The organism is Phreatobacter sp. AB_2022a (assembly GCF_026847585.1).
GTDB lineage: Bacteria > Pseudomonadota > Alphaproteobacteria > Rhizobiales > Phreatobacteraceae > Phreatobacter.
Genome location: NZ_JAPSET010000023.1, coordinates 84,197 through 103,057, shown reverse-complemented (window position 1 = coordinate 103,057; position 18,861 = coordinate 84,197). Strand labels below are relative to the sequence as shown.

Annotated in this window: 16 protein-coding genes; 5 read left to right on the top strand and 11 right to left on the bottom strand. The window is 67.8% G+C overall.

Annotated features, from left to right (window positions below; genetic code table 11):
• On the bottom strand, positions 1–2,713 hold a 2,713-nt coding region (locus OZ671_RS17790), incomplete at its 3' end, for a DEAD/DEAH box helicase (protein ID WP_268861978.1).
• 458 nt (positions 2,714–3,171) lie between these two features.
• Entirely contained in the window at positions 3,172–3,897 is a 726-nt protein-coding gene (locus OZ671_RS17785; RefSeq protein ID WP_268861977.1) for a response regulator, read from the bottom strand.
• A 181-nt stretch (positions 3,898–4,078) separates the two neighbouring features.
• Between OZ671_RS17785 and OZ671_RS17780 the strand changes: the two genes are divergently transcribed.
• Both OZ671_RS17780 and OZ671_RS17775 read left to right on the top strand, forming a co-directional pair.
• Entirely contained in the window at positions 4,079–4,795 is a 717-nt protein-coding gene (locus tag OZ671_RS17780; protein WP_038302492.1) for a response regulator transcription factor, read from the top strand.
• 266 nt (positions 4,796–5,061) lie between these two features.
• Positions 5,062–5,487 (top strand): globin domain-containing protein, encoded by a 426-nt coding sequence (locus tag OZ671_RS17775; RefSeq protein WP_268861976.1) that lies wholly within the window; start codon positions 5,062–5,064, stop codon positions 5,485–5,487.
• Positions 5,488–5,588: 101 nt separating this feature from the next.
• Here the strand turns inward: OZ671_RS17775 and OZ671_RS17770 are convergent, their stop codons facing one another.
• From OZ671_RS17770 to OZ671_RS17760, 3 genes are all read right to left on the bottom strand, one after another.
• The gene (locus OZ671_RS17770; protein WP_268861975.1) at positions 5,589–7,886 is read right to left on the bottom strand and encodes a PAS domain-containing hybrid sensor histidine kinase/response regulator; all 2,298 of its coding nucleotides are present in this window, start codon (positions 7,884–7,886) and stop codon (positions 5,589–5,591) included.
• A 158-nt stretch (positions 7,887–8,044) separates the two neighbouring features.
• Positions 8,045–8,503 (bottom strand): cyclic nucleotide-binding domain-containing protein, encoded by a 459-nt coding sequence (locus OZ671_RS17765; protein WP_038302490.1) that lies wholly within the window; start codon positions 8,501–8,503, stop codon positions 8,045–8,047.
• 179 nt (positions 8,504–8,682) lie between these two features.
• Positions 8,683–9,369, bottom strand: a complete 687-nt coding sequence (locus OZ671_RS17760) for a response regulator transcription factor (RefSeq protein WP_268861974.1) — start codon at positions 9,367–9,369, stop codon at positions 8,683–8,685.
• Here OZ671_RS17760 and OZ671_RS17755 point away from each other — a divergent pair.
• A complete protein-coding gene (locus OZ671_RS17755) occupies positions 9,289–10,062 on the top strand; it encodes a L,D-transpeptidase family protein (RefSeq protein ID WP_268861985.1) in 774 nt (257 codons plus the stop codon). The genes OZ671_RS17760 and OZ671_RS17755 overlap by 81 nt on opposite strands.
• Before the next feature lie 24 nt (positions 10,063–10,086).
• Here the strand turns inward: OZ671_RS17755 and OZ671_RS17750 are convergent, their stop codons facing one another.
• The 3 genes from OZ671_RS17750 to acs all read right to left on the bottom strand — a co-directional run bounded on the left by OZ671_RS17750 (position 10,087) and on the right by acs (position 14,253).
• Complete coding sequence (locus OZ671_RS17750; protein ID WP_038302515.1) at positions 10,087–11,493, bottom strand: M48 family metalloprotease; 1,407 nt, start codon at positions 11,491–11,493, stop codon at positions 10,087–10,089.
• Between the two features lie 66 nt (positions 11,494–11,559).
• Positions 11,560–12,294 (bottom strand): hypothetical protein, encoded by a 735-nt coding sequence (locus tag OZ671_RS17745; protein WP_268861973.1) that lies wholly within the window; start codon positions 12,292–12,294, stop codon positions 11,560–11,562.
• Between the two features lie 6 nt (positions 12,295–12,300).
• A complete protein-coding gene (acs, locus tag OZ671_RS17740) occupies positions 12,301–14,253 on the bottom strand; it encodes an acetate--CoA ligase (protein WP_268861972.1) in 1,953 nt (650 codons plus the stop codon).
• Positions 14,254–14,643: 390 nt separating this feature from the next.
• On the opposite strand from acs, the gene OZ671_RS17735 reads away from it, so the two are divergent.
• Together OZ671_RS17735 and OZ671_RS17730 are read left to right on the top strand one after the other, a co-directional pair.
• Positions 14,644–15,807 carry a serine hydrolase domain-containing protein gene (locus tag OZ671_RS17735; RefSeq protein WP_268861971.1) on the top strand — a complete coding sequence of 388 codons (1,164 nt, stop codon included), beginning with the start codon at positions 14,644–14,646 and terminating at the stop codon, positions 15,805–15,807.
• A gap of 122 nt (positions 15,808–15,929) precedes the next feature.
• On the top strand, positions 15,930–17,090 hold the full coding sequence (locus OZ671_RS17730) for a serine hydrolase domain-containing protein (protein WP_268861970.1): 1,161 nt from the start codon (positions 15,930–15,932) through the stop codon (positions 17,088–17,090).
• Positions 17,091–17,115: 25 nt separating this feature from the next.
• Here the strand turns inward: OZ671_RS17730 and OZ671_RS17725 are convergent, their stop codons facing one another.
• Genes OZ671_RS17725 through OZ671_RS17715 form a run of 3 tightly spaced genes read right to left on the bottom strand, consistent with a single transcriptional unit; the run spans position 17,116 to position 18,847 of the window.
• Positions 17,116–17,559 (bottom strand): EVE domain-containing protein, encoded by a 444-nt coding sequence (locus OZ671_RS17725; RefSeq protein ID WP_268861969.1) that lies wholly within the window; start codon positions 17,557–17,559, stop codon positions 17,116–17,118.
• A gap of 1 nt (position 17,560) precedes the next feature.
• Positions 17,561–17,848 (bottom strand): hypothetical protein, encoded by a 288-nt coding sequence (locus OZ671_RS17720; RefSeq protein WP_038302484.1) that lies wholly within the window; start codon positions 17,846–17,848, stop codon positions 17,561–17,563.
• A gap of 3 nt (positions 17,849–17,851) precedes the next feature.
• Entirely contained in the window at positions 17,852–18,847 is a 996-nt protein-coding gene (locus OZ671_RS17715; RefSeq protein WP_268861984.1) for an NAD(P)H-dependent glycerol-3-phosphate dehydrogenase, read from the bottom strand.
• Positions 18,848–18,861: the final 14 nt, after the last annotated feature.

Here is an 18,861-nt window from a genome sequence, read left to right as displayed (position 1 = left end):
CGGCCTCGGCCGCCAGCTCCTCCACCGGCGGCGCTTCGGTCGCCGCTTCCGTGACCGCGGCGGCCGGCGCGGCCGGTTCGAGCGGCTCGGGGCTGGCGATCAGGTCCGGCCCGGCGACCAGCACGGCCACCGGCCGCGCGGCCGGCGCGACGGTTGTTTCGCCGGCAACCGGTTCGGCGGCGGCATCCGCGACCTGCGGAACCACAGGCGCAATCGTCGCAGGCGCCGCCTCCACTTTCGGCGGCGGCGCGGGTCGCTTGTCCGAGCGATAGCCGAGGCCTTTCAGGATCGAGGCGAAGTCATCGCCCGAACAGCCGACCAGCGAGGTCATGCCGACGGTCGCGGTGAAGCCGCCGCCGGGAAAATGACCGGCGGGCTCCGGCGTCGCCGAACCCGGGCGCCAGGCGAGCGCCGGCCGGATCAGATCGGCGAGGCGCTCCAGGATGTCGACCCGCACGGCGCGCGGCCCGAGCGCTCGGAAGCCGACAAAACGATAGAGCTCCTTGTCGATCTCGGTATCGACCGCGATCGAGGTCCGGCCGGACGCGGCAAGCGCCGGCAGTTCGCTCAGCCCCTTGGCCTCCAGCTTGTCGGCCTTGAGCATGTAGAGCTGCAGGGCGAGCGCGCGCGGAGCGGGCTTCAGCGTCGCCGGCAGATAGATGTGATAGGCGCCGAAACGCACGCCGAGCTTGCGCAGGGCAGCGCGCGCCTCCTGGTCGAGCTGCTTGACCTCCTCGGCGATCTTCGAGCGCTCGATGACGCCGAGCGCTTCGGCCAGCTGGAACGCGACACCGCGGGCAAGGCCGGTCAGCTCTTCCGAACGCTCGAGGGCGGTGACCGGCCCGAGCAGCTTTTCGATCTGGGCGTGAACCCAGAGATCGAGCCGAGCCTGCACCTGATCGCGCGGCGTGCCGGTCAGATGCTCGTCGGCGAGAATGCGCACGCGCGGCGACAGCACCTTGTCGCCGGCGACCAGCTTGGCGACCGCATCGCCGTGCCACCGGATGGTGCCGTCGTTCGACAGGATGAAGGCATCGTCGCCGGAGGCGCTCAGCTTTTCGGCGCGCGCGTCGATTTCGCCGCCCAGCGCCTTCGAGGCCGCGGCCCGCAATGCCCGGCCGGCCTCGCCGTCGCCGGCCGACGGATCCGGCGTGAAGCGGAAGCCGTCCAGCCGCCCGACATGTTGGCCTTCGACGGTCACGTCTCCGGTCCTGGTGATCTCGGCCTCAAGCATTGTGTTTTCCCTTAGGCGCCGCATCAGCACGCTCGTCCTGCGATCGACGAAGCGCTGCGTCAAGCGCTCGTGAAGCGCATCCGACAGTTTGTCCTCGACCCGTCGCGTCTCCCCCTCCCAATGGACGGGGTCGTCGACCCAGTCCGGACGGTTGGCGGCGAAGGTCCATGTGCGGATATGGGCGATGCGGTTGGACAGCGTGTCGATGTCGCCGTCGATGCGATCGGCGAAGGCAACCTGCGAGGCGATCCAGTCGGACGGAATCCGGCCGGAACGGCCCGTCAGGAAGCCAAAAATAGTGGTTACGAGGTCGGCATGGCTCGCCGGCGATATCTTTCGATAATCCGGCATGAGGCAGGCGTCCCACAGTTTCGACACGGCCGCCCTGCCCCTGGCGCGGTTGCGCACGTCCTCGTCGCGCAGCGCCAGCTCCAGCACGCGCTGGTCCTCGGCGAGCGGCGAGCGGGTCAAACCAGGCTCGGTCGGCACCACGTCGAGGCTCTCGCGCAAGGTCTCGGCGGATGAGAAATTCAGATCGGTGTTGCGCCATTGCAGCACTTTCACGCCGTCGAAACTATGGGCCTCGAGCGCCTGGACGAGTTCAGGCTCGAACGGCGGACAACGCCCGGTGGTTCCGAAGGTTCCATCGCGCGTCGAGCGGCCGGCGCGGCCGGCGACCTGGGCGAATTCGACGGGGTTCAGCCGGCGGAACTGATAGCCGTCGAACTTGCGGTCGGCGGCAAAGGCGACGTGCTCGACATCGAGGTTCAGGCCCATGCCGATCGCGTCGGTCGCGACGAGATAATCGACATCGCCCGACTGGTACATCTCGACCTGGGCGTTGCGGGTGCGCGGCGACAACGCGCCGAGCACCACCGCCGCGCCGCCGCGCTGCCGGCGGATCAGCTCGGCGATGGCATAGACCTCGTCGGCCGAGAAGGCGACGATGGCCGAGCGGCGCGGCAGCCGGGTGAGCTTGCGCTCGCCGGCGAAGGAAAGATTGGAGAAGCGCGGCCGCGTGACGATGTTGGTGCCGGGCACGAGCTTCTCAATGAGGCCGCGCATGGTGGCGGCACCGAGCAGCATCGTCTCGTCGCGGCCGCGGCGATTGAGCAGTCGGTCGGTGAAGACGTGGCCGCGGTCGAGATCCGCCGCGATCTGGATTTCGTCGATGGCCAGGAACGACACGTCGATATCGAGCGGCATCGCTTCGACCGTCGAGACCCAGTAGCGGGCGCCGGCCGGCTTGATCTTCTCCTCGCCGGTGATGAGCGCGACCTGCGCCTCGCCGACCCGGGCGACGAGTTTTCCGTAAACCTCGCGGGCGAGCAGACGCAGCGGCAGGCCGATCAGTCCCGAGGGATGCGCGACCATGCGCTCGATCGCGAGCGTGGTCTTGCCCGTATTGGTGGGACCGAGGACTGCGGTAACCCCGCGCCCGCGATGGGCAGGAGGCAATGGCGGCAAGGATGAGGTCATGCAGAGCTCGACAGACGCCGCGCGGAGGCCGCGACGGCGTGGGGGTTGTAGCACGCGGCTGGCCGAAAGGAGTGATATTTCGGTACCGCCCGCCTGGCTGATGACGAGTAGAACGACTCTGGAACGAATCAGGGCCGAATCGCTGACACCTGCCGAGTCATGATTCGTTCACTACGAGATGTGGTGTGCGGAAGTTGTGCTTCATACCATGTGAATCAAATATGCGGTGAAATGATTCAAATTACCGATACCGTGAATCCCATCCCGCCGCGAATGCTTGGCGACACCTGTCCGTCGACGGCAGCGGCGGCGGTTCTGCCTTGCCCAAGACTCGAAACAGCGTCTTTGGCACCGCGACGGCAAACGCCGGCGCGGCGGTTCCGGACGCCGCTCCATTGATATGGGTGGCCCTGCGCGCCGGAGCCAGCACGGAATCGTCCCGATGGTCGGCCTGCGGTTCAACCACCGCCGGGGACGAAAACATAACCTTCGCCGCGGACGGTCTTGATGAAGCGGGGATGTTCGGGATCCGGCTCGATCTTCTTGCGCAGCCGCGTCACCCTGATATCGATCGAGCGGTCGCTTTCCTCGGCGCTGCGACCATGGGCGAATTCCTGCAGCTGCCCGCGCGAGAGCACCCGGTTCGGCCGCGTCGCCAGCGCCTGCAGCAGATCGAACTCCATGGCGGTCAGGTCGATCGCGATGCCCTGACCGTCGACCAGCCGCCGGGCATCGAGATCGAGTGTCAGGGTGCCGAACTTCAGGTGACGGCCTTCGGGCGCAGCGCCCGCGGCGGCCGCGGCGGCCCCCGCCGGCGCCGCCTTGACCCGGCGCAGCACGCTCTTGATCCTGGCCAGCAGCTCGCGCAGCTCGTAGGGTTTGACGAGATAGTCGTCAGCGCCGATCTCGAGCCCGACGATGCGGTCGATCGGCCTGCCGGCGGCCGTCGCCATGATGATCCCGGTGCCGCCCGACCGGCGAATGAAACGGGCAAGTGAAAGCCCGTCCTCGCCCGGCATCGCTATGTCGAGAATGGCGACGTCGATGGTCTTTCCGACGCTCTCCTCACGGAAGGCCAGCGCATTACGATAGGTTAACACCTCGAACCCCTGAAGGTCGAGATATTCGGCAACGGCTTCGCGCAGATGCTCTTCGTCGTCGACGATGGCGACCGTTGTCTTCATTCGTCATGCCCTTGCTGTTTGAGCCATGATGACAGCCTGTAGCACTCCGCACTAGGATGAACTGTCACGAGTTTCAACATGCCGGTTCGCGCCCTTGGCGCACGGCCCGCGGAACACGGATGCGGCGCGGGCCAAGACCCGGGCGATCGATGGGAACGAAGTGCCGAAGTGAGGTCCCGACATGGCGCGGCGCGGTCGCATCGCCATCCTTGACGACGAGCCGGACTGGGTCGAGGCGGTGCATGAATATCTGGTCGACCTCGGCTACGACGTCGACCGGCTCGGTGCCGCCTGGGAGCTCGAGCCCTATCTTGCGCGCGAGCGGCCGGATCTCATCATCCTGGATGTCGGCCTGCCCGGCGAGAGCGGCATCGACATCCTGATCCGCACCGATCTTGCAAGCGACATTGCCGTGCTGGTGCTGACCGGCAATCCCGATCCCGTCGACCGGGTTCTGGGGCTGGAGCTCGGCGCCGACGACTATGTGCAGAAACCGGTCGAGCTGCGCGAGCTGGCCGCTCGGGTGGCGGGCATTCTGCAGCGGCGGCTGGGCCGCCGGCACAATCTGGTGGTCTTCGAAACGACCTCGGTCGACCTCGTGGCGGCACGCGTGCTGCGGACCGACGGTTCGACCGAACGGCTTTCGGCCGGCGAGGTCGCCCTGATCAGGGCCTTCGCCGACAGTCCCGGCAAGGTTCTGACCCGCGAGGAAATCATGGAGCGGGCGCCGGCGGAGGACGAGGAGGCTTTCGACCGGGCCATCGATTCCCGGATCGCCCGCCTCAGGCGCAAGCTGGACACCGAAGCGATCCGCACCGTGCGCGGCCACGGCTATGTCTTCGATCTGCCGAGCCACGGCGCGCATGCGGCCGCCGGCGGTCTCGACGACCACCCCTAGCGCGGCCCTGCGCCGCCCCGTTCCGACTGCCTGGGCGACGTGGGCCATCCGCCAACTCCTGTCCCGCCGTTCGCGCAGCTTCGGCTGCGAGGTTCGCTCAATGATGGCGCGCCGCCGACCGCCGTGTTTCAGGCGAGCACGCCTCGTGCCGGCCGGAACATGCGGGCCGAAATAATCGAAACGGCACTCGGCGCGCCGCGGCATGACGGGGAAGGAGGCGAGGCGGAGGCTGGTGGGACTGCAACGGCAAGGCCCAAGACAGCATCATGACACCGCAGCAGGTCAGTCTCATTCGCCGCCAGTTCGGCATCGTCGCCGAGCGCAAGGACGATTTCGCGGCTGCCTTCTACGATGCGCTGTTTTATGTCGACCCGACCCTGCGGCCGCTGTTTCCTGCCGATATGCGTCCCGCACGCCAGCAATTCGTCAAGGCGCTGGCCCATGCCATCCTGGCGCTCGATGATCTCGACGCGGTCATCGAGGATGTCAGGGCGCTCGGTCTCCGGCATGTCGGCTACGGCGCCGAGCCGGATCAGGACAATGTCGTCGGCGAGGCGCTGCTATCGGCGCTCGCCGAAACCCTCGGCGAAGCCTTCGATGGATCGGCCCAGGCAGCCTGGGCGCTCGCCTATGGCACGATGACCGATGTCATGGCCGGTCCCGCGACCGGCGCGCCCCGGCTTCACGCCTGACGACGGATAGCGAATAGGGGATGCCGGGCGGGAGCGCGGAGCAGATCCCAGCTCTCCGGAGCGCCGGCCATTCCCTATTCGCTAGTCGCCACTCGCTGCCCTCAGACCTTGAGCCGCGCGGCGAGGCCGTTGGTGGCGACCTTGGCGAGCACCAGCCGGACGTCGTCGAGCGTGAACGGCTTTTCCAGCACGACCACGTCCGCGCCCTGGGCGCGCGCCAGCCGATCCGGCCCGGCCACCGTATCGCCGGTGACGATGATGGTCCGTTCGGCGAGCTTTGGGTCGCGGTCATGCACCCGGTCGCGGAAATCGATGCCGTCGAGGCCCGGCATACGCAGGTCGGCAAAGACCACGTCGAACACCGTCCGCTCGATCTGCTCGAGCGCGACGACCGACCGGTCGACCACGCGCGGCCGATGGCCGAGGCCTTCCACCATTTCAGCCAGGCTGCGGGCGACATCCGCCTCGTCGTCGACGATCAGCACCGACAGGCCGCGATGGCCGGCCGGGTCGCTCGCGACCGGAATGGCGGGTCGCTCGTCGTCGCTGCGTGGCAGGCTGATATCGAAGCGGGCGCCGCCATCCGGACCGTTCGCAAGCGCGATCGTGCCGCCATGCGCCTCGACGACATTGCGGCAGATCGACAGGCCGATGCCAGTGCCGACCCCGGCCGGCTTGGTGGTGAAATAGGGGTCGAACACCCGCCGGGCGAGATCGGGGGGTACGCCCGGTCCGTTGTCCTCGACCGTGATGCCGACCCGGTCGCCGGCCAGCCGCGTCTCCACCCGGATCAGGCGCGGCGCCGGCCGGTCCATCAGCGCCTGCTGCGCATTGATGACGAGATTGGCGATGACCTGCGAGAGCAGGTCACGGTCGCCGGTAATGGCGGGGAGGTCGCCGGCGAGCACGGTCTCGACCGCAATGTCGGAACTGCGCAGGCCATAGGCGACCATGTCGAGCGCGCCGGAAACGACGGCATTGATGTCGACCGCATCGCGCTGCGGCGGCTTCTGCCGCGCCATGGCGAGGAAACTCTTGACGATGCGGCCGCACCGCTCGGCGGCGGCACGGATGCGGTCGCCGCGCCGCTTGACCTCTTCGCTTTCGGCCTTTTCGACGAGCAGCGAGGACTGGGCGATCACGATGGCCAGCGGATTGTTCAGCTCATGAGCGACGCCAGCGAGCAGCGAGCCCATGGCCGAGAGCTTTTCGATCTGGTGCAGCCGCTCGCGGCTCGCCTGGGCTTCCCTCGCCATGCGCCGCGCCTCGGTGAGGTCGCGGGCATGGGCCATGAACAGGCGGTGGCCGGCAAAGCGCACCGTATTGACCGAATATTCGACCGGAAACACCGAGCCGTCCTTGCGCTGGCCTTCGGTCTCGAACCGGCGCGCAAGGCTGCCGACATCGGTCTTGGCCTTGTAGCGCTCCATGGTCGCTATCTGCGGCTCGCGCTGGCTGGACGGCACGACGAGATCCCAGGCGAGCCGGCCGAGCGCCTCGTCGCGGGTGAAGCCCAGCATCGCCTCCGCCGCCGGGTTGAACTCGATGACGTGCCAGTCCTCGTCGGCGACGATGATGGCATCGAGCGAGGACTGCACGACCGCCTTGTTCAGCGCCTCCGACCGGGCGAGCGCATCGATGTTCAGCGCCAGCTGCTGCTCGCCGTGCTTCAGCTCGGTCAGGTCGCGTGTGAAGGTGAGGAAACCGACTTCCGTCTCGCCGACGGGAATATAGGGAATGAGCGACACCTGCAGGTAGCGATCACCCTTTTCGATGAAGTTGATCCAGCCTTCCCAGCGCATGGTCTGACCGCTGCGCACCTGGTCGCTCATCGCCTGATATTCGGCAACCACGCGGGGCCCGAGGATCTCGCCGACGGTGTGGCCGAGCACTTCGTCCGCCGTCTTGCCCAGGAATTCCAGGAATTCCCGGTTGGCGTCGCGATAGATCAGGTTGTGGTCGACATAGACGGTGCGCAGCGGAATGCCGTCGATCATGGCGCGCAGCTGGTGGATCTGCGCGATCCGCTCGCCGACCGCCGCCTCGATCTGCTGGCGCAGCGGCATCCACGGCGCCGGCACGGCGGGAGCCGGCATGCCGCCCTTGGTCGCCTCGATGCCGTAGCGGGCGAGCGCCACCGCCGGCGCGACGAACTGGCGCCAGATCAGCGCCGCGAGCACGGTGAAGGTCGCGACGATGCCGGCGACGAGCGTGACATGTTCGACGAGATGCTCGCGCGCCTGCGCCGTGACCTCGGCACGGCCATAGGTCGACCAGGAGAGATAGACGACCAGAAGCAGCAGCGGCAGGCCGCACAGAACCAGGAGACCCGCAAAGCGGCGCGACAGTTCAGAGCGGCTCTGGCGCGTAAGGCTGTTCCGCCCGCCGGGCTGGACCATGGCTCATTCTCCGGTGCTTGCGAGGCGGGCGATCGCGAGCGATCGCCTCTGTTCCGGGACCGGGCGACATAGGGGTTGCAATTGCCGACTGTGCATCCGGAAGGGGACATTGGGCGGCTGTTGACGTTTCGTCAAGCAAGCCGCGCGCGGGGCGTGTTTCAGCGCTCCTCGATGGCGGTGAACAGGCCGCCGATGCGGTTGAGCTCATCGGTGGTCGCCTGCATCTTGCGGCGGAACTCGCCGTGCACGCGCCGCGCCGCCTCGGGAAACTCGACGAGGATGCGGCGGAACAGGCTGCGCGGCACCCGCATGGCCGAGGATGCGCCGCGCGCCGTGGCCGTCGCCGGCCTCAGCGTCTCGACGATCAGCGCGATCTCGCCGAGCAGCACGCCCGGCCCGACGACGCGCTCGGCTATGCCGCTGGCGCTGCTGAGAACGAACGCGCCCTCGACCACGACGAAGCCGGCATCCGCCGCCTGGCCTTCGCGGAACAGGATGTCGCCGCCACGCACCGTCCGCGTCTCGGCCGAGAAGGCGAGCAGCCGCAGCGGCTCCTGGCCGAGGGACGCAAAGAGCGGCACGCGCGCAAGCAGGGCGATGTCATCGTCGAGAGCCATCGAAAGCCGTCTAGTGTCGTGATTTCGAAGTCCGCTCCATTTCGAAATCAAGCTCTGGGCGAACTTCGAAATCGAGGCGACACTAGAAATCAATACGTTACTAGTGTCCTGGTATCCGAAATTCGCTCTGCGCTCGGCAATCAGACTTAAGCGAATTTCAGATTCGGGACACTAGCTCTTCAGGGGACGAGCTTGTAGCCGCCGGCTTCGGTGACCAGCAATGACGCATTGGCGGGATCTTTTTCGATCTTCTGCCTCAAGCGGTAGATGTGGGTTTCGAGCGTATGGGTGGTGACGCCCGAATTGTAGCCCCAGACCTCCGACAGCAGCACCTCGCGCGAGACCGGCTTCAGCCCCTGCCGGTAGAGATAGCGCAGGATCGCGGTCTCCTTCTCGGTCAGCCGGATCTTGCCGTTCTTCTCCGTGACCAGGAGCTTGGAGGACGGCCGGAAGCTGTAGGCACCGATCTGGAACACCGCGTCCTCGCTCGCCTCGTGCTGGCGCAGTTGCGCGCGGATGCGGGCGAGCAGAACGGCGAACCGGAACGGCTTGACGACGTAGTCGTTGGCGCCGGCCTCGAGGCCGAGGATCGTGTCGGAATCGGTATCATGGCCGGTCAGCATGATCACCGGGCTCTTGAAGCCGCCCTTGCGCATGATCTTGACCGCCTCGCGCCCGTCCATGTCGGGCAGGCCTACGTCCATGATCAGGAGGTCGATATGCTCGCCCTTGGTGGCCTGGATCGCCTTGGCTGCGGAATCGACCGTGCTCGTCTCGAATTCCTCGTGGAGCGCCAGCTGTTCCGCCAGCGCCTCGCGCATGTCGGCATCATCGTCGCAGAGCAGAATCTTTCGCACTTGGCTCATCGAATCACCCAGAAAAAGGAAGGGGGCGGCCGTCAAGGTGAGGTTTCGACTACGACACAGAACAGCATGTCGTGCAAATGTCCGGCGGTATTACCGAATCCATCTCAGCCTTCTAACCTGAAATTCCCAGGGCGGTTAGCTAGCAATCCAAGTGTCGATATGATGGCGAAACGGTTGGTCAGCCGGATTTTTGTTCATAGCCTGCCCGGACGGCCGAGCCGGGGCGTCCTTCGCGTCGGCGAGGCGTCCTTTCCGTGCGCCCTCGGCCGGTCGGGCATCCATGCCGTCAAGCGCGAAGGCGACGGCCGGACGCCGCGCGCGAGCCTGCCCCTGCGCCGCGTGTTCTACCGCAGCGACCGGCTGCGGCGCCCGGCGAGCCTGCAGGCCGTCAGAGCGATCCGGCCAACCGATGCCTGGTGCGACGATGCGGGCGACCGGCGCTACAACCGGCTGATCAGCCGGCCGCCCGGCTCGGCCGAGGAATCCCTGGCCCGCTCCGACCATCTCTATGACGTGATCGTCGAGCTCGGCTGGAACGACCGGCCGGTGCGCCGGCATTACGGCAGCGCGATCTTCTGGCACGGCGCGCGTGACGGCTTCACGCCGACCGCCGGCTGCGTCGCGATCCGGCGCGAGGATTTCGCCAAGATCCTGCCGCGGCTCGCCCGCGATGCGGTGATGGTGGTCCGATGAACGATCCGCCGGCGCCGCGCACGGTCATTCCTGGATGATCTTGACCAGCTCGCCGCCGCGCGGTTCCTCGTCCGGTCCGAGGCCGTTGAGCACCCGGAAGCGCTCGGCCGGGCGGTCGGTGATCTGCATGCGCGGCAGGAAGGTCTCGACCGTGTCGCCCTGGCCGGCGCGCATGGTGCGGATGCGCACCTGCTTCACCGCAGCTTCCGCGGCGCTGAGGCGGCGGAAGGTCTCCATCGAGGCGCGGAACATCTGGTCGACCTCGCCATTGAGGTCGCGCGCGGCATAGATCAGCCGGTAGACCTCGCTGCCGAACCGCACCACGAAGATGCGGAACGACCAGTCCGGACCGCGCGCTATCGCGGTCGCCGCCTGGAAGCCGTTGACGGTGACCGCCTCGACCGAGCTTTCGGCGAGCCCGTCGATCCAGCCGGAACCCAGATAGGCGGTCAGCGACTGGTTGGACGGCACGCGCACCACATCGAGCCTGATCGCCATGTCGTTCGGGCCGAGGCCGGTGACCGCCGCGCGCGAATTTTCGAGCGTGAAGCCCTCCGGCGCGGTCACGGTGAAGCCGAGCCGGGGATGGATGAAGCTGCGGCCGCGCACAAAGCCCTGGCGCGGATCCTCGCCATAGGTCACGCCCTCGAGCGCGCGCAGATAGCGCTCGCGATCGCGCGGCATGCCGTCCGGGCCCGAATATTGCCGGGCGACGAGCACCGCCTGGCGGATCCGCTCGGGCGTCGTCGGGTGGGACGCCATGAAATCCGGTCCGCCGCTCGCCGCCTGCGCCTGGCTGCGCAGGGCGGCGTTGCGCTCCATGGTCTGCAGGAAGCGCGAGGCGCCATAGGGGTCGAAGCCGGCCTTGGCGAGCAGGCGCACGCCGATCGCGTCGGCCTCCAGCTCCTGCGTGCGCGAGAAGCTCGCCAGCGACACGCGTGCCGCCTCGCGCCGCTGCTCGGCGCCGGCGACGTCGTTGAGCAGACGGGCGCGCATGACGGCCACGAGCTCGCTGGTGCGCACCTGATCCTCGCGCTGGTTGGCGTGGCGCGCCGAGACATGCGCCATTTCATGGCCGAGCACGGCGGCGAATTCGCTGACGTCGTTGATCAGCGCCAGCATGCCGCGGGTGATGTAGAGATGGCCCGACGGCAGCGCGAAGGCGTTGATCGAGGGCGAGTTGAGCACCGTGAGCCGATAGCGCTGGTCCGGCCGGTCCGAGGCCGCACCGAGCCGGTCGAGAATATCGGAGGCCAGCCGCTGGATGGCCGGCGCGTCATATTCGCCACCGAAAGCGGTCAGGATGCGCGAATGATCGCGTGTGGTCAGTGGCGGCAGGCGCGCTTCGGTCGGGGCCGGCGTCGGCGTCGGTACGTTCGCTGCCGGGTCGGGCGCGGTCGCGCAAGCGGCCAGCAGGAGGGTAAGCGCCAATGTCGCCGGGCCTGCCACCCAGCGCAAATGCTTCTGTGCTCGTCCGAACCGAATCACGGTCCGCCGCTACCTAGCACCGCCCGATGGCGGCTCCGCGATGGTGAGGGCCTCCGGTATCGCCGCCGCGATAAAGGGGCCGCGCCGGATCGTCACGATCCCACGCACGCGCAGCATGTGCCCACGGATTGCGGCAGGTTCAAGCCCAACCTCGCGGAAAGTGGCCATGTCGCGGTCAGATATGGTTACAGTCAGGGCACCGGATTGTGGCGCGCCGAAATTGACATAGGTCGTCCGGCCCTGGCTGCGGACGCTGCGGATGCGGCCTTCGACGATGGCGAAACGCCCGTCGGCGCGGGCGAGAGCATCGGCATCGGTGGCTGAAATCGGCGCGCCGGCGCCGGCCCAGAGCCCGCGGCGCGCCCGAATCGCTTCGGTTTCGGCGCGTTCGAACAGTGTCCAGCAATCGCGCGGCACGAGCCGCGTCGCCGTCAGCCGCGCGCGGCCCTCGCGCAGCAATGGGATCTCGACAGGGCCATCCGGGCCGAAGGCCTGGGCCGGCACGCGGCCGTGCCGGTCGGTCGCGCCGAGCGCAACGAGGCGCAGCGGACCATCGGGCGCGACCAGGACCTCGCCGGCCAGCGCGACGAGGCGAAAGCGACGGCCATCGGCCGCGGCGAGCACGAGAGGCCCATCGGCGCTGAGCCCGGTCACCTCGAAGCCGGTATCGGAAACGCAGGCGGCGGCCGGAAGGGCCGCCGCCTGGCACAGGATCAGGGCAAGCGCGGCGCGCCGGCCGGCCATCGGGTCTCAGGCGCCCTTGCGGTTCTGCCGGTTGGCGATGAGATCGTCGACGACCGCCGGATCGGCCAGCGTCGAGGTGTCGCCGAGCGCGCCGAACTCGTCCTCTGCGATCTTGCGCAGGATGCGGCGCATGATCTTGCCGGAGCGGGTCTTCGGCAGCCCGGGCGCGAACTGAATGAGGTCGGGCGAGGCGATCGGGCCGATCTCCTTGCGCACCCAGGCGACCAGTTCCTTGCGCAGGTCCTCGCTCGGCGCCTCCCCGGTCATCAGCGTGACATAGGCATAGATGCCCTGGCCCTTGATGTCGTGGGGATAGCCGACGACCGCGGCTTCCGAGACCTTGGCATGCGCCACAAGGGCGCTTTCGACCTCCGCCGTGCCCATGCGGTGGCCGGACACGTTGATCACGTCATCGACGCGGCCGGTGATCCAGTAATAGCCGTCGGCATCGCGCCGGCAGCCATCGCCGGTGAAATATTTGTTCTTGTAGGTCGAGAAATAGGTCTGCACGAAGCGCTCGTGGTCGCCGAACACCGTGCGCATCTGGCCGGGCCAGGACGTGGCGATGACGAGATTGCCCTCGGTCGCGCCCTCCAGCACCTTGCCGTCGGCATCGACCACTTCCGGCCTGACGCCGAAGAAGGGCCGCGTCGCCGAGCCGGGCTTGAGCTTGGTCGCGCCCGGCAGGGGCGTGATCAGGATGCCGCCGGTCTCGGTCTGCCACCAGGTGTCGACGATAGGGCAGCGGCCCTCGCCGACCACCCGGTGATACCATTCCCAGGCCTCCGGGTTGATCGGCTCGCCGACCGAACCGAGCAGGCGCAGCGAGGCGCGCGAGGTGCTCTTCACCGGCGCCTCGCCGGCACCCATCAGCGAGCGGATGGCGGTCGGCGCGGTGTAGAAGGTATTGACCTTGTGCTTGTCGACCACCTCCCAGAACCGCGAGATCGAAGGATAGGTCGGAATGCCCTCGAACATCAGCGTGGTGGCGCCGTTGGCGAGCGGCCCGTAGAGGATGTAGCTATGGCCGGTGACCCAGCCGACATCGGCGGTGCACCAGTAGATGTCGCCGTCCTTGTAGTCGAAGACATATTGGTGGGTCATCGACGCGAAGACGAGATAGCCTGCCGTCGTGTGCAGCACGCCCTTCGGCTTGCCGGTCGAGCCGGACGTATAGAGGATGAACAGCGGATCCTCCGCATTCATCGGCTCGGCCGGGCATTCGGCGGGCACCTTGGCGGCGAGATCGTCGAAATAGTGGTCGCGTCCGGCGGTCATCGCCACGCCACCGCCGGTGCGCTTGACGACGATGACGCTTTTCACGATGCCGGCCGCCTTGTCGCAGGCGGCATCGACGTTGACCTTCAGCGGCACCTTGCGGCCGCCGCGCAGGCCCTCGTCGGCGGTCACCACCACGGCCGTGCCGGCATCCTCGATGCGGCCGGCCAGGCTGTCGGGCGAGAAGCCGCCGAACACCACCGAATGGACGGCGCCGATGCGCGCGCAGGCGAGCATGGCGTAGGCCGCTTCCGGGATCATCGGCAGGTAGACGGTGACCCGGTCGCCCTTCTTCACGCCCTGGGCCTTCAGCACGTTGGCCCATTTCATCACATGGGCATGCAGCTCCCGGTAGGTGATGCGGGCATCGTCCTTCGGATCATCGCCTTCCCAGATGATCGCCACCTGGTCGCCGCGGCTTGCAAGGTGCCTGTCGACGCAATTGTGCGAGACGTTGGTCGTGCCGTCCTCGAACCACTTGATCGAGACGTTGTCGGGCGCGAACGAGGTGTTCTGCACCTTGGTATAGGGCTTGAACCAGTCGATCCGCTTGCCGTGCTCGCCCCAGAATGCGTCCGGATCGCGGATCGAGGCCTCGTACATCGCCTGATATTTGGCGTCGTCGATATAGGCCCGCTCAGCCCATTCCGGGCTCACCGGATAGACCTTTTCCGTCGACATCGCGCAACTCCTCACATCGTCATGGCAGCCGGCGGCCCCGTGTCCTTCGCGGTGGCGACGGGCTGCGAGTGTTTCCTCGAGCGGGCGGTCGTCGTCTCCGGACCGCCTCTGCATTCATCCCGGACCATACGTCGCCGTCACCCGCCGGCTCAAGTCATCGGGCTTCAAACTTTGGTCGTTCGCCTTTCGGCTTAAGCGCCGCCGGCAGGCGGAAGCGCCGCGGGGCGGCCCTGCCGATGAGATATGCCGGCGTTTCAGACCCGCCCTGCGGCCGCTGCCGGCCTCGCCTCCGCCGCTCGAACGCGCTAGCCGAGATCGATCGGCGCCGGCTAGTCTCCTCCGCACAACGACAAGACGTTTTCGGGAAACGGCCAAGAGGGAGCACCGATCATGACATCTTATGCCGCTTTGGACGGAATTCTGGGCGCAGCCGCCGAGCGCGGCGACGTGCCCGGCGTGGTCGCCGTCGTCGGCGGGCCGGAGGGCCTGCGCTACGAGGGGGCCTTCGGCCGGCGCGACCTGACCAAACCGCAGGCGATGACGCCGGATACGGTCGCCTGGATCGCCTCGATGACCAAGGCCGTGACCGGCGCCGCCGCCATGCAGCTCGTCGAGCAGGGACGGATCGACCTCGACGCGCCCGCCGCCCGCCACGTCGCCGAGATCGGCAAGGCCCAGGTGCTCGACGGCTTCGATGCCGCGGGCCAGCCGAAGTTCCGGCCGCCGAAGCGGCCCATCACGCTGCGCGACCTGCTCACCCATACCGCCGGCTACAGCTATGAAATGTGGAACCCGGACATCCTGCGCTACCAGGAGGCAACGGGGACGCCGAGCGTCACCGGCTGCCAGAACATCGCGCTGACGACGCCGCTCGTCGCCGATCCCGGCGAGGTCTTCGAATATGGCATTTCCATCGACTGGGCCGGCAAGATGGTCGAAGCCGTGTCCGGCCAGCATCTCGAGGACTATTTCGCCGGCAATATTTTTGGCCCCCTCGGCATGAACGACACCATGTTCCGCATGGGTCCCGGCCAGCGCGAGCGCTTGGCGCCGATCCATGCCCGCACGCCGGAAGGGCTCGCGCCGATCGACCTGACGATTCCCCAGGAACCGGAATTTTTCATGGGAGGCGGCGGGCTCTATTCGACCGCGCGCGACTACCTCGCCTTCACCCGCATGATCCTCAACGGCGGCACGGGTAACGGCAACCGCGTGCTGAAGGCCGAGACGGTGGCCGAGATGGCCCGCGACCAGATCCCGCAGATCAGCATCGGCACGATGAAATCGGCGGTGCCCTTCGCCACCAACGACGCCAATTTCTTCCCCGATGTGAGCCAGGGCTGGGGCCTGAGCTTTCTGATCAACCGGGAACGGTCGCCCGAGGGCCGGCCGGCCGGCTCGCTCGCCTGGGCGGGCCTTGCCAACAGCTACTACTGGATCGATCCCCACTCGGGCGTGACAGGTATTTTCGTGACCCAGATCCTGCCGTTCTTCGACATCGAGGCGATCAAGCTGTTCCGCGCCTTCGAAACCGCCGTCTACAAGGCCGCCTGAAGGGCTGACGAAACCCCGACGAGAGGGGGAGGCCGCGGCGGATTGACCTCGCCGCGGCCGGCGACCATCGTTCGCCCGGCCCGCGTGGCGGTGCCGGATGTCTGCAGGAGGTTTCGTTGAGCATGTCGGCCGGCCTTGATCGGATCCTCGCAGCCGCCGTGGAACGCGGCGACCTGCCCGGCGTGGTCGCGACCGTCGCGACGCGCGATGGTCCGCTCTATGAAGGCGCCTTCGGACGGCGCAGCATCGGCAAGCCGGAACCGATGACGTCGGATACCGTCTTCTGGATCGCCTCGATGACCAAGGCAGTGACAACGGTTGCGGTCATGCAGCTCGTCGAAGCGGGCCGGATCGACCTCGATGCGCCGGCGAGCCGCTATCTCGGCGCGCTCGGCGAGGCCAGGGTGCTCGAAGGGTTCGACGAGGCGGGGCAGCCGAGGCTCAGGCCGCCGAAGACCGCCATCACGACCCGCCACCTGCTCACCCACACGTCGGGCTTCGGCTACGACTTCGCCTCCAGCGCCATCCGCCAGTTCATGAAGGCGACTGGAACGCCCTCCTCCGCCTCGGCAAAGAACGCCTCGCTCGCCATTCCCCTGCTCGCCGATCCCGGCGAGCGCTTCAATTACGGCATCAGCACCGACTGGGCCGGCAAGATCGTCGAGGCGGTCAGCGGCGAGGATCTCGAGACCTATTTCCGCCGGCACATCTTCGATCCGCTTGGCATGGCCGACACACGCTTCGTGCTCGGCCCCGCGCAGCAGGCCCGGCGCGCCACCGTCCACGCCATTCGCGAGGACGCCTCGTTCGTTGCGACCGACATGGTGGTCGAGCAGCAGCCGGAATTCTTCAGCGGCGGCGGCGGGCTCTATTCGACTGCGCCGGACTATCGCACCTTCCTGACCATGCTCCTGGAGGAGGGCCGCGGCCGAGACGCGCGCGTCCTGAAGGCCGAGACGGTCACGGCCATGGCCGTCGACCAGATCCCGCACATGACCATGCCGGAGATGAAGCTCAATTCGCCGACCGGCCTGCGCGACACCAATTTTTTCCCGGGCATGAGCCAGGGCTGGAGCCTCGGCTTCCTGGTCAACCGCGAGACCTCGCCGGAGGGCCGGCCCGCCGGCTCGCTCGCCTGGGGCGGCTTTGCCAATACGCTCTACTGGATCGACCTGAAGAACGGCCTTGCCGGCCTGTTCATGACGCAGATCGTGCCCTATTTCGACCCGCGCGCGATTGCGGCCTTCAAGGCCTTCGAGGCGGAGGTCTATCGCGGCCTGTAGGCCACAGGCCGCGAACGATGCGGGCTCAGCCCCGGCCGCCGGCCTTTTTCGGATCGATGCCGCCCATGGTGCAGACGAGGTCCCATTCGGCTTCGGTCACCGGCTGCACCGAGAGCCGCGAATATTTCATCAGGGCCATGTCGGCGAGCCGCGGCTCGCCCTTGATCGTGGCGAGCGGCACCGGCGTCTTCAGCGGCATCACCGCCTTGATGTCGACCACCACCCAGGGTTCGCCCGGAGCGGCCGTCGGGTCGGGATAGGCCTCGCGGATCACCTCGACAATGCCGACGATCTCCTTGCCCTCGTTCGAGTGGTAGAAGAAGCCGCGGTCGCCGCGCTTCATCGCGAGGAGGTTGAGCTTGGCGGCATGGTTGCGCACGCCGTCCCAGAACGTGCCCTTGGCACCTGCGGCGACCTGGGCGTCCCAGGACCACTTGAACGGCTCGGATTTGTACAGCCAATGCGCCACGTCAGCCCTCACCCTGGCTTTTCTGTCCCGCCACCGGGATCAACTTGCGGAATGCGTCGAGCTCGGTGACGAAGCGGTCGAACTCGGCCAGCGTCATGGTGGTGCGGCCGTCGGACAGTTCGATCACCACGATCGGCTCGCCATTGCCACGCCGCTTCATCAGCTTGGCGACGGGAAAGACGACCGAATGGGTCAGGTCGAAGGGATGGGTTTCAGCGACGAGATCCGCGCCCATCGCCTTCTGGGCCGCCTCAACGCCTCGTGCGAGCCGCTCGAAGAAGTTCGTCATGCCTCACTCCGCCTTCTGGGGCCTGGCCATCAGCTGGGCGATCGCCTGGTCGACGTCGATCAGGCCGCCCAGCACTGCGTCGATGGCCTCGGCGATCGGCATGTCGATGCCGCGCGTCCGGGCCGTCTCGACCAATATTTCGGCTGTCAGCGCGCCTTCGGCAAGCGCCCCGCGGCCGCTGAGCAGATCCAGGCCCTTGCCTTCGCCGAGCGCAAAGCCGAGCGCGAAATTGCGCGATTGCGGCCCTGAACAGGTCAGGATCAGGTCGCCGAGGCCCGACAGGCCCATCAGCGTCTCCGGCCGGGCACCGAAGGCGCGGCCGAACCGGCTGAGCTCGGCAAAGCCGCGCGCGGTGATGGCGGCGGCGGCGCTCGCGCCGAGCCGGCGGCCGCCGACGATGCCGGCAGCGATTGCCAGCACGTTCTTGGCGGCGCCGCCGATCTCGACGCCGCGGACATCGGTCGAATGATAAAGCCGGAAGGTCGGCGACCCCATGGTCTCGGCGATCCGCCGGGCAAGCGCTTCGTCGGCGGCCGCCACCGTCACGGCCGTCGGCAGCCCCTTTTCGACATCGGACGCAAAGCTCGGACCCGACAGGATCGCCGGCACGGCGGCGGGCGCGGCTTCCGCCACCACCTCGGTCATGAACCGGCCGGTGCCGCGCTCGATACCCTTGGCGCAGACCACCAGCACCGTGCCCGGCCGGATCAGCGGCTGCAGCGCCGCGGCGACCTGCCGCAGGGCCTGCGCCGGCACCACGGCCAGCACCATGTCGGCCGCGGCGGCCTCGGCAAGCGAGGCCGTGGCGCGGACCCGGTCGACGATGCGCGCGCCCGGCAGACGCGTCTCATTGGTGCGCTGGTCGTTGATCTCGGCGGCGACAGCGGGCTCGCGCGCCCAGATCGTGGTCGGCCGGCCGGCGCGCGCCGCGGCATTGGCGAGTGCCGTGCCCCAGGCACCCGCTCCCAGGACGGCAACCCGCATCGCGGCGCTCGCCATTGTCGCGTCCATCG

Bases quoted from the DNA above. Each gene is read 5' to 3' on its own strand.
- OZ671_RS17760 (WP_268861974.1), bottom strand. From the start codon at position 9,369: ATGAGCCAAGTGCGAAAGATTCTGCTCTGCGACGATGATGCCGACATG.
- OZ671_RS17765 (WP_038302490.1), bottom strand. From the start codon at position 8,503: ATGGCTCTCGACGATGACATCGCCCTGCTTGCGCGCGTGCCGCTCTTT.
- OZ671_RS17780 (WP_038302492.1), top strand. From the start codon at position 4,079: ATGGCGCGGCGCGGTCGCATCGCCATCCTTGACGACGAGCCGGACTGG.
- acs (WP_268861972.1), bottom strand. From the start codon at position 14,253: ATGTCGACGGAAAAGGTCTATCCGGTGAGCCCGGAATGGGCTGAGCGG.
- OZ671_RS17745 (WP_268861973.1), bottom strand. From the start codon at position 12,294: ATGGCCGGCCGGCGCGCCGCGCTTGCCCTGATCCTGTGCCAGGCGGCG.
- OZ671_RS17715 (WP_268861984.1), bottom strand. From the start codon at position 18,847: ATGGCGAGCGCCGCGATGCGGGTTGCCGTCCTGGGAGCGGGTGCCTGG.
- OZ671_RS17770 (WP_268861975.1), bottom strand. From the start codon at position 7,886: ATGGTCCAGCCCGGCGGGCGGAACAGCCTTACGCGCCAGAGCCGCTCT.
- OZ671_RS17775 (WP_268861976.1), top strand. From the start codon at position 5,062: ATGACACCGCAGCAGGTCAGTCTCATTCGCCGCCAGTTCGGCATCGTC.
- OZ671_RS17720 (WP_038302484.1), bottom strand. From the start codon at position 17,848: ATGACGAACTTCTTCGAGCGGCTCGCACGAGGCGTTGAGGCGGCCCAG.
- OZ671_RS17785 (WP_268861977.1), bottom strand. From the start codon at position 3,897: ATGAAGACAACGGTCGCCATCGTCGACGACGAAGAGCATCTGCGCGAA.
- OZ671_RS17735 (WP_268861971.1), top strand. From the start codon at position 14,644: ATGACATCTTATGCCGCTTTGGACGGAATTCTGGGCGCAGCCGCCGAG.
- OZ671_RS17730 (WP_268861970.1), top strand. From the start codon at position 15,930: ATGTCGGCCGGCCTTGATCGGATCCTCGCAGCCGCCGTGGAACGCGGC.